This window comes from Pseudomonas sp. PS02303 (assembly GCF_029959925.1).
Taxonomy (GTDB): Bacteria; Pseudomonadota; Gammaproteobacteria; order Pseudomonadales; family Pseudomonadaceae; genus Aquipseudomonas; species Aquipseudomonas mandelii.
On sequence record NZ_JASCOM010000233.1, the window covers coordinates 1 to 9,137 of the forward strand.

The 9,137-nt window shown below is 52.5% G+C and carries 8 protein-coding genes and 3 pseudogenes; 3 read left to right on the forward strand and 8 right to left on the reverse strand.

Annotation, left to right across the window (positions count from 1 at the left end; genetic code table 11):
- Positions 1-163: 163 nt before the first annotated feature.
- From QMX98_RS28520 to QMX98_RS28535, 4 genes and pseudogenes are all read right to left on the reverse strand, one after another.
- Positions 164-1,216 carry an SDR family oxidoreductase gene (locus tag QMX98_RS28520; protein WP_084321206.1) on the reverse strand — a complete coding sequence of 351 codons (1,053 nt, stop codon included), beginning with the start codon at positions 1,214-1,216 and terminating at the stop codon, positions 164-166.
- 36 nt (positions 1,217-1,252) lie between these two features.
- Entirely contained in the window at positions 1,253-1,489 is a 237-nt protein-coding gene (locus QMX98_RS28525) for an SDR family oxidoreductase (protein WP_177010335.1), read from the reverse strand.
- Between the two features lie 213 nt (positions 1,490-1,702).
- Positions 1,703-2,043 (reverse strand): annotated as a pseudogene (locus tag QMX98_RS28530) (molybdopterin cofactor-binding domain-containing protein); the annotation flags it as partial.
- A 140-nt stretch (positions 2,044-2,183) separates the two neighbouring features.
- Positions 2,184-3,026 (reverse strand): annotated as a pseudogene (locus QMX98_RS28535) (LysR family transcriptional regulator); the annotation flags it as partial.
- Between the two features lie 218 nt (positions 3,027-3,244).
- Between QMX98_RS28535 and gloA the strand changes: the two are divergent.
- Entirely contained in the window at positions 3,245-3,640 is a 396-nt protein-coding gene (gene gloA, locus QMX98_RS28540; protein ID WP_084321250.1) for a lactoylglutathione lyase, read from the forward strand.
- Positions 3,641-3,890: 250 nt separating this feature from the next.
- Here the strand turns inward: gloA and QMX98_RS35120 are convergent, their stop codons facing one another.
- On the reverse strand, positions 3,891-4,166 hold the full coding sequence (locus tag QMX98_RS35120) for a hypothetical protein (protein WP_348967365.1): 276 nt from the start codon (positions 4,164-4,166) through the stop codon (positions 3,891-3,893).
- Positions 4,167-4,271: 105 nt separating this feature from the next.
- Here QMX98_RS35120 and QMX98_RS28550 point away from each other — a divergent pair, with 105 nt between their 5' ends.
- Entirely contained in the window at positions 4,272-4,679 is a 408-nt protein-coding gene (locus tag QMX98_RS28550; RefSeq protein ID WP_172790664.1) for a hypothetical protein, read from the forward strand.
- A gap of 154 nt (positions 4,680-4,833) precedes the next feature.
- Positions 4,834-5,013 (forward strand): annotated as a pseudogene (locus QMX98_RS28555) (alcohol dehydrogenase catalytic domain-containing protein); the annotation flags it as partial.
- Between the two features lie 67 nt (positions 5,014-5,080).
- On the opposite strand, the gene QMX98_RS28560 reads toward QMX98_RS28555, so the two are convergent.
- The 3 genes from QMX98_RS28560 to QMX98_RS28570 all read right to left on the reverse strand — a co-directional run bounded on the left by QMX98_RS28560 (position 5,081) and on the right by QMX98_RS28570 (position 8,645).
- The gene (locus tag QMX98_RS28560) at positions 5,081-5,884 is read right to left on the reverse strand and encodes a 2OG-Fe(II) oxygenase (RefSeq protein ID WP_282411735.1); all 804 of its coding nucleotides are present in this window, start codon (positions 5,882-5,884) and stop codon (positions 5,081-5,083) included.
- Between the two features lie 83 nt (positions 5,885-5,967).
- Positions 5,968-6,774 carry a glycosyltransferase gene (locus tag QMX98_RS28565; RefSeq protein ID WP_083377112.1) on the reverse strand — a complete coding sequence of 269 codons (807 nt, stop codon included), beginning with the start codon at positions 6,772-6,774 and terminating at the stop codon, positions 5,968-5,970.
- A gap of 737 nt (positions 6,775-7,511) precedes the next feature.
- Positions 7,512-8,645: an aminotransferase class V-fold PLP-dependent enzyme gene (locus QMX98_RS28570; protein WP_282411736.1), complete on the reverse strand. Its 1,134-nt coding sequence runs from the start codon at positions 8,643-8,645 to the stop codon at positions 7,512-7,514.
- Positions 8,646-9,137 lie beyond the last annotated feature (492 nt).

Consider the following 9,137-nt stretch of genomic DNA (forward strand, 5'->3'; position numbering starts at 1 on the left):
CTGATCGACCATGGAGCTTCAGGTGCATTTACGTCCCCCAACAGCCGGCGGCGCGCCGCGCCGACGGTGCCAGATAGCGTTTTTACACACTCTCGGCCGATAGCAGCCACCTCCGTCGAAGCAGCAGCCACCAAGTCAAGATATTCAACCCATCGAAATCAACTCAAATACTTGGCAAGAATCCCTTCTCTGCCAGCCACTTCAACGCATCAACCATGATCTCTTCGTTGTTCACCACTTCCGTGAAGCCCGCACGACGGATCTTGTTCATGTCCGAAATCATGTCGAATCCGGTGTTGAAGATAAAGTCACCGAACGGCCAGCCAACCAGCTTGTCATAGGGCAATGTGCTGAGCTCATGCTCAGTTGCCAGTCGCTCCCAGTCCTTGGCTTTACCGGGCATGTGCTTGGCGAGAGAAAACGGCTGAGGCGTGGCGACCTCCATGTTTAGCGCTTCGGCGATCTTGATCCAGATGCGTTCCCAGCGAAACGGCTCTCCTACCAGGTTGAAGGCTTCGTTACGGGCCGTGGGTGCGAGTGCGGCCCATAGGCTCGCGCGTGCCAGCCAATGCGCGTCGGTGAGTTGAGCAACGACCTCTCGATACGTGCGCATGGAGCCAGGGAAACGCAGTGGCACACCTGCCTGTTTGCTCAGCGCTGCGAAGACACCAATCACCATTGCGATGTTCATCGGGTTGCCGGCAATGTCGCCTACCACCACATCTGGCCTGAGGATGCTCCAATCCAGGCCGTCGCTGACCTGTCTTTCTCTGAGCAAATCCTCTTGGGCATAGTAGAAATTGGCAGCCACGTGGCGTGGGTCATCTTCATAGAATGGTGCGACGCTTGCGCCCAGGTGAACGCCATACACTTTTGCCCCCTGATAATGCACAACCCGCTGTAGCGGAGCACCGTTGGCCTTTAACCCGTCCAGAACGTTTCTAAGCATCACGGTGTTGATTTCAGACTCGCGCGCCAATTCAGGATCGGTCTGCAACGCCGCATAGAACACATGAGTGGTATCTGATGCGGCTTCGAGCGCTAACCGGGTTGCCTTAGCATCGCTTAGATCACAATCGATGGCCTCGACGCCCGGCAGGTTCGTTTTACGCAAAGCCCGCACGGACCATTCAGGCGCACTGAACAGCGTGTCGACCAAAGCGCTGCCGATGATCCCGCTGGAACCAACGACAAGTGCTACGTGTTTATCGCTCATTTCAAAATCCTCATGGTGAAGTGGAAAGGCTTAGCGTCAGGCAATGCGACCACCACCATCGACGTGGAGCACGGTGCCTTTGATGAAGCCATTTCCCATCATTGACAGCGCAGCGTCTGCAAGATCATCAGCTTGGCCGACCCGACCTACCGGAAGGCTACCCGCGACGCTTTCGAGAAGACCTTGATGATCCTCGCGGCTCAGGAAGTCCCGAGTCGGGGTGTCGACGACACCTGGCGAGACGACGTTGACCCGTATCGGCTTGATCTCCAATGCTTCACTGGGTGCGTCGGACGCGCACCCTATAGAGCACCGGCTCACTAAAAAAGGCTCAGATCAAATATAAAAAACAGTATCAGATTAGCGCCGTTGGCTGACTTTGCCTTCTCGACTCGAGGCAATTTCTCGGCCAATTTCATCCACCACCACCACCACCACTGCATCGCGTTCGCCATACTGGAAATTGGCACGTCCTGCACTGAACCCTTCCTCGCGACTCCAAATTAGTTTCACCGGACGCCCCACTGCCTTGGACAAATTGATGGCCTGCGCGTACGGGCTGGCGGAATCGTACAGAAATTGCCGCCCGAAGAATCCACCCACCAGCGGCGAATGCAATGTGATGCGGGAAAGCTCCAGACCAGTGCGTTTGACTATGTCCGCACGGAACATGTCCGGCGCTTGATTCGGCAGCCAGACCTCCTGCGAACCGTCCGGATTGAATTTGGCCAGCGCAGAGGCGGTTCCAACTGCCCGTGGTTCAGGTATTGGTTGTGGTAAGTGGTGTCGACCCGGGTCTTGGCATTGACAAGAATCGTAGCAACGTCCCTTGGTTTTCGTCAGGAAGGTATTCGCTGGTTTCTGCTAAACAAATTATCTTTTACGTGCGGGGTACCCTTTACCGTCCACCATGATCAGCACCAGCGCGGCTTTTTGGACTCGGTAACGACCAATTGCTCTGAATATCAATTATCTCGATGAAGTTTTTTATTAAGGGCGACTGCTGACTTTTTCGCCAGACGAAATAGATATCGCTCGAGTCCAGGCCTGGCACATGATCGGCATGAAATGTATCCGCTTGGCTAGCGTAAAGGTCGACATAACTTTCCGGAACACAGGCGAAGCCTAACCCTTCTGCTATACATGCAAAAATACTCGGATACGACTCGATTTCCAAAATCGCCCGAGGCTGGATGCCGTTGCTTTCAAGCCAGTTGTCAACCTGGTGTCTGTAGTGACAGGTGCGACCAAATACATACAGTTCAAGTCCAGCCAAGCTTTCGGGGGTGGGCGAGGAGAAAGCCTTCGGTACCACTCTCAGTAAGCGCTCACGAAAGGCTAAGCGGCTTTCAAGCAATGGATGCTCGATTGGACCATCAGTGAGGATCAGATCAAGCTCGCCATCGATCAATAGTCGCTCCAAGTGTAGCGAGTGCTCCGGACGGATGTGGAGATCTACCCCCGGCGCCTCCAGACGGTACCGTACGAGACGCTGGGGCAGATGATTAGCCAGCGCTACATCCAGCGCCCCGACTCGAAGCACACCATTAATGGAATCGGTCGAAAAAAGCGAGCGTGTTTCAGCCGCCAGATCGACGAGCAACTTTGCGTTGCGGTAGACCAGCCTACCTTCGGGTGTAACCAGCAACCGGTTTTTTTCTCGGTTGAACAGGACGACACCCAGCTGGTCTTCAAGCTCTCGTAGCCTTGCTGTGATGTTCGAAGGTACGCAATGCAGCTGTACGGCGGCGGCGGCTATTGTGCCGTGCTCTACGACGGCGCAAAAAAAACCGAGCTGTGAAAGCTTCAAGACATTTTCCTTTTGTGATGGCACTGCTCACTTTTTGTCACTTTTAGTGATTCCAGTGTGAGCTTAACATCGGCCTCGCAAAGGCATCCAATGACCGTAATCTTCGGGCCTCAAGGGCTCGCGATAGATAGGGCGTGGACGCACGGCTTTCGTCTCTGTTCGAGAAAGCCTTCTAAGAGATGTCGGCCTTGCGGGCCGATGCTGCAGCGGAGAAACTAATGCGCATCCTACATACCATGCTACGCGTAGTAGATCTGGATAAAACCATTCACTTCTACACCAAAGTGCTCGGCATGAGCCTTTTGAGACGGAAAGACTATCCGGAGGGCAAATTCACTCTTGCTTTCCTCGGGTATGGCCCGGAGACAGAATCTGCCGTCTTGGAACTGACGCGAAATTGGGGACAAGATAGCTATGAACTTGGTGATGCATACGGGCATGTCGCTATCGAGGTTGAGGATGCAGAAGCGGTGTGCAACCGCGCAGCAATCCTGGGATATCGCGTTCCTCGGCCAGCAGGTGTCATGAAACATGGACGCACGATAATCGCTTTCATTGAAGATCCCAACGGGTACAAAGTCGAACTGATACAAAAAGGCACACAATTCGACTAACCAGGTTTTGGCATGCCGGTTCGGTTCTAAATCGCTCCTTTAGGATCAAGATTTCACAACGAATCGAAGACGAGGGTGCAGCGTAACCGTCCGGCGAAGTCACCTACCCGACTTCAGCGCTAAGGGCGATGTTCTCCACTTAATGATCGGCTGTATTCGGCCGATTCTGTTGAAAAAGTAGCTCCCCTGGCTGGCCTCCAGCAAAATTTCGGCATTGGCCAGCAGGGATGCACGCAGCATGATGGGACAGTTATCGAGTGGGCAGGAGTGACTGTTTTACTCGTTCAACCTTGGAGATCACATTCCAGCCACTCACCTTCTGCGCAGCAGTGATCGATGTCTTGATCTGAGCGACCTGCGCCAGAACCTCGCCGATTTCTATAGTGCGTAATTGCATGGACTTGACCACCCATTTGCATTCGACTTGACCAGTCGTTTGCATCGGATTTGACCAGCACACTGGGTGGCCTTGACCGGCAAAAAACGGCCAATAGCTGACCTTGCAGATCGGTTGCCAGAAAGCCACTTTTCCACTGCTATGCTAACAACGTCTGTTTCTACGCCAGAGACGAGCACATGGCAGCACAAGGCATTTTTTATTCATTGCACATCGTCAGAGGAACGCCCCGCGATGCGACACTTACTTAAGCATTCGAGACTTCGTTTTGGCTTTTTGCTGACTGTTATCTCAATGGGGCTAACTGCTTGTTCCAGTAACGACAATATCAATACACCTGCCAAAGCCATTGCTCGACCACCGATCGATGATAGCGAGACGTCTTCTGTACGTGTCACTACCAGTTGGATACAACACTCGCTTAGTCAAGCTGAATGCCTGAAGCACGCTCAATCAGCGCTTACAAAAGCGAGATATTTTGTTGATGCCGGAGACAGGTCCGTTTTTGGGTTTCGTCAAGGGATGACTTTTTCGATCCGCTGCGACTACGAAGGCGTTGCATTTTTAGCAGTGGCTTATCGCCACAGACCCAGTGTTGAAACGCAGGATCGGATCTTGAATGAAATAACCAGGTTATTTTAAGGACTGGTGACAGGCTGCAAACCGCCAAGAGCAGTCGGTCGGTCTAGTCTCCGAAATCTTTGGTTATTCAGAGCGTTCAAGGTTGTTCTAGTGAAGTCACATCGCAATTGTCATCCGGTTGGCCGAGTATTACCGCATAAACTCGGCGGTTACCCTTACCGGACACGACATATCTGACGTTGTCGAAGAAGTGGGGCCGGGTGTGATGGCCTTCGCACCAGGAGACGAAGTCTGGTACACCCCGCAAATCTTCGACGGGCTAGGAAGTTATGCCGAGTGCCACGCTGCTGCAGAAAGCATTATCGGGAAGAAGTCTCCCTCGCCGAGCCATCTTTAGGCGGTAAGCCTGAGCCTGGTCGGCGGAACGACGGGGGGGGAGGCGTCCTCTCTAGCGATATAGCTTAGTTTCTCTTTTTGATTAGTTTGTTCAAATAGTACTTGAGGCTTAAACGATCTTTGGGCCTTGGCTTGTAATGTGTTTTATTTCTTTGTGCGGGATCGGCCGCCATGGTTTGTGCGGTGTAATAATAAAGCGCTATAGACCTGCGCGTGATGTGCTCCGGAGTCGTTAAAGGCTCGGGGTGCCCATGATTACTGTCTTTGTCTGTGTTGAAAATGACACAACGGTTATAAATTGGCAGGACTTTTTTAAGACAAGTCTTCATGTCGATATCCCAAAGTTCCAGGTTGCCGCCGTACTCCTCTTGCCAGTCTTCATTCAGATAAATTATGGCATTCAACCTGCGTTCAATATTAAGCTTTTTGTTGAGTCTGAAGTCCGAGTGAACACCTAGGAAGCCACCACTTTTCGTTTCATGCAGCCCGCCACCGATAAAGTAGGGGTCGGGTATCAAACCTTCGATGCCCGTGAGCTTTTCAAGAAACTGCAACATGGGGGCCGAGTTAAAGGCGTTGAAAACAGTCTTCAAATAGGGGGCGCATTCGTTGGGACTGATTTGTCGTTTGCGCTGACCTTTATAACCACGCTCGTAGAGCATTTCGTTGTTAGTGGGCTCGACCGGGAAGTGCGAACAGATACTCGCAATCAGGTCTTCCTGTAAAAAATTATCGATGACTATATGCGGAAATGGCGTAGCCTGGATATAGCTACTGGCTAGCGAGTCACCCAAAGCGCTGGCGGCGCTCTGGTCGAAATCAAGCTCCGGGGAGAGGGTGATTGGTAGTGTTTGAGTGATGGGGGCCATTACCGCTCCAATAACTTAATATAAAAACCCAAGGATAATTTCAAGCCGTGTCGCACACACTACTCGCTGCGTGCCTTCAACGCTTAGCTTTGGCTGTTGTCTTTGTTAAGACGCTTGAGAATGTTGTTGTACATTTTGGTTCGTCTATGAGTCTTTTCATAGCCACCAGCCGCTGCGACAGTGCCGGACTGAATGTGATCTAGATAGCTGAAAATTTTACGCGGCGATAACATTTCAATGACATAGCCAAGCTCGGTCATGCGGTCTTGGAGGGTGTAGCCGGGCACACGATCATCCATTGAGAAACGCAAGCCGTGCTGTTTGATAAGTTTGCAGTTCCACAATGTACAGAAACTCTTCAAGTAGACTTCTCTGTACGGTTTTGGTTCTCTGGAACGTAATCCCAAGGAGATTTTCAGGCGTCTGAAATGGTGCTTTAACAATCGTGAGCTAAACCGCCAAAGGGTTCTCGTGGTCCCACGATTTAGTTGCTCTACACAACCGACGGCTACAATGTTGGGGTTTTTCATGCATTTATTTAGCATCATTGGAAAAACATTTTTATCGAAAATAAATGTATCGGTGTGCATCAGGAGTAAATAATCAGACTCAATCCGCTCCAAAACCATGTCAAGTGCTTTGCCATGGGCGATATGGCCCTGCTCTGGTTCAGAAACAGTACGCTCGATTAAGTTGATCCAGTCAAGAGTCCGCAAGTACTCAGTACTTTCATCGGCGGAATAGTTGTCAACTACCCATATTGGAACGATACCACCCACATGCTGATGCAATAAATCCAAACATATCTTGGTAATTTCTGGTGTCTTGTAATTCACTATCACTATACTGAAGCTCTTAGCGCTTTCACCCAGAAAACTAGTGTTATTCATCGCTCAGGCACCCAACGGTGTTGTATGTGAATATAGAAATAACTGACCTATGGACAGTTGCCGCTTATTTGTCTGCGAAAAATTTTGCGTGACTATAAAACACAATTTGTTAATCCGTTTTGTCATACACCGAATAACCATAGCTTACTCAGACGTGATGGGCAGGAATAAATGCGGACTCCATCGTATAAGGACCTACTCCATCGGTAAATATCCGTGAATTAATTCGTCACATAAGGAGGCTGGTCAGGCGAGCTTCTCGGGGAAGGGTGAGCTGAGCTTACGTGTGGCGTTCACATTCGGTGTGTTAGCACCTACAGAGTCTTCCCAAGCAGGGTCGTCATGCGTGTGCCGCGTTTGAGCGTGCATAGGGTGCACGCGATCCATTTTTAGGGTACGCCCACATCAGTGAATGTAACTTGGGGTTAAGGCACAAGCAGCGTCTGCTCTTGGCCGATTTTTGCCCGTTGCCACCGTCTGCAATGGGGCAATCCGAGTCATACAGCCGCCAATCATCCACCCCGTGAAAGGCTTTGTTGGAACCCTTTTCTGATAGCGCTGAAGGGTGCACGTGTCAGTAAGACGCGTGCATGGGCGTTCCCTTGTGGTTCTAATATGACGTCCGGGCGACTAGCGTCAAATTTGTCGAAGATTAGCGCCATGGGCCGGCAGTGCCCGGGGCAGGATGCCTTCCTGGAATTCACAAGTCCGGCAGTTGCTGCGGGCACGATGAGGGCTTAGTTAACCAACACCTCGTCCAATGCCTGCTCGAGGGTGCGGACCGTGCGCTCGATATTGTGCAGCTTTTCGAGTCCGAACAGACCGATGCGGAAGGTCTGGAAGTCGGCCGGCTCGTCGCATTGCAACGGCACTCCGGCGGCGATCTGCAGGCCGTGGTTGGCAAATTTCTTGCCGCTCTTGATGTCGGCATCATCGGTGTAGCTCACCACTACGCCAGGCGCCTGAAAGCCCGCTGCGGCCACGCTCTTGATGCCTTTGCCGGTCAACATTGCCCGCACCCGATCGCCCAGGGCCTGTTGTTCGTCGCGGACCTTGTCGAAACCGTAGGCTTGCGTCTCTTTCATCACTTCGTTAAATCGCGCGAGGGAATCGCTGGGCATGGTCGCATGGTAGGCATATCCGCCCTGTTCGTAGGCCTGCATGATCTGAAGCCATTTTTTTAAGTCGCAGGCGAAGCTGCTGCTTTGCGTCTGCTCGATGCGCTCGAGGGCCAACGAACTGAGCATCACCAGTGCGCAGCAAGGGGAGGCGCTCCAGCCTTTCTGTGGTGCACTGATCAGCAAGTCTACCGCGCATTGCTGCATATCAACCCAAAGCGTGCCTGAGGCGATGCAGTCCAGCACGAACAGTCCACCCACCGCGTGCACGGCGTCGCCGACGGCCCGCAGGTACTCGTCGGGCAGGATAATCCCTGATGAAGTTTCAACGTGGGGGGCGAAGACAATCTGCGGCTTCTGCGCCTGAATGGCTGCCAGCACTTCGTCCAGAGGGGGCGGGGCGTAGGCAGCCTGGCGACCAGTCTCGACCGGTCGGGCTTTCAGCACCGTGGTGGCCGCCGGGATGTTGCCCATCTCAAGGATCTGGCTCCAGCGATAACTGAACCAGCCGTTGCGTATCACCAGGCATTGCTGGTCGGTGGCAAACTGGCGCGCCACCGCTTCCATGCCAAATGTGCCGCTGCCCGGAACCACCGCAACAGCCTGGGCGTTGTAGACCTGTTTCAAGGTCCTGGAAATGTTCTTCATCACGTCTTGAAATGACTGCGACATGTGGTTGAGCGAGCGGTCGGTGTAGACCACTGAGTACTCGACCAACCCCTCGGGATCGATACTGGGATATACCTTTGACATGGGGTGACTCCTTTGGCAGAGATGTCAGTGGTATCGACCCTGCCCTAAGCCTTGGCAAATGACAAGATTGCTCGGGATCGAATTGCGACTTCTGTCGAGCGGCTGGTATCACCTGTGGGCGGCAACGGGTTCTAACTGCGTAGATTGCGCACATGAAATACAACGGTAAAAAGCAGGCAATTACCGATAACGAGTAAAACGGTGCAACTGCCCCCAGTCCGGTTGGCCGACAACGATGGTGCAACGCGGCAATCAGGTTACAACTAGTCTGTCCACTGACTGCTTATGACCGATTACAGCCTGTCGCGAAGGGCAGCAACCGGTCCAGGCTGTGTGAAAACGCGCTAAACACCTCGAAAACTGAGAGTCGCGAGGGTTGCCTATGGAATCAGCGGGCGAAAGCGCAAATTAGCTCAGTCAGAGACATAGACGTTCGTAATGCCGTTTTGGCCGCGTCAGCGGCCCAAACCGCTACTCACGGGCTGGCTGTTT

Excerpts from the sequence above, each read along its gene's own strand:
- QMX98_RS28565 (WP_083377112.1), bottom strand. The coding sequence starts at position 6,774 with ATGAATAACACTAGTTTTCTGGGTGAAAGCGCTAAGAGCTTCAGTATA.
- QMX98_RS28550 (WP_172790664.1), top strand. The coding sequence starts at position 4,272 with ATGCGACACTTACTTAAGCATTCGAGACTTCGTTTTGGCTTTTTGCTG.
- QMX98_RS28560 (WP_282411735.1), bottom strand. The coding sequence starts at position 5,884 with ATGGCCCCCATCACTCAAACACTACCAATCACCCTCTCCCCGGAGCTT.
- QMX98_RS28570 (WP_282411736.1), bottom strand. The coding sequence starts at position 8,645 with ATGTCAAAGGTATATCCCAGTATCGATCCCGAGGGGTTGGTCGAGTAC.
- gloA (WP_084321250.1), top strand. The coding sequence starts at position 3,245 with ATGCGCATCCTACATACCATGCTACGCGTAGTAGATCTGGATAAAACC.
- QMX98_RS28520 (WP_084321206.1), bottom strand. The coding sequence starts at position 1,216 with ATGAGCGATAAACACGTAGCACTTGTCGTTGGTTCCAGCGGGATCATC.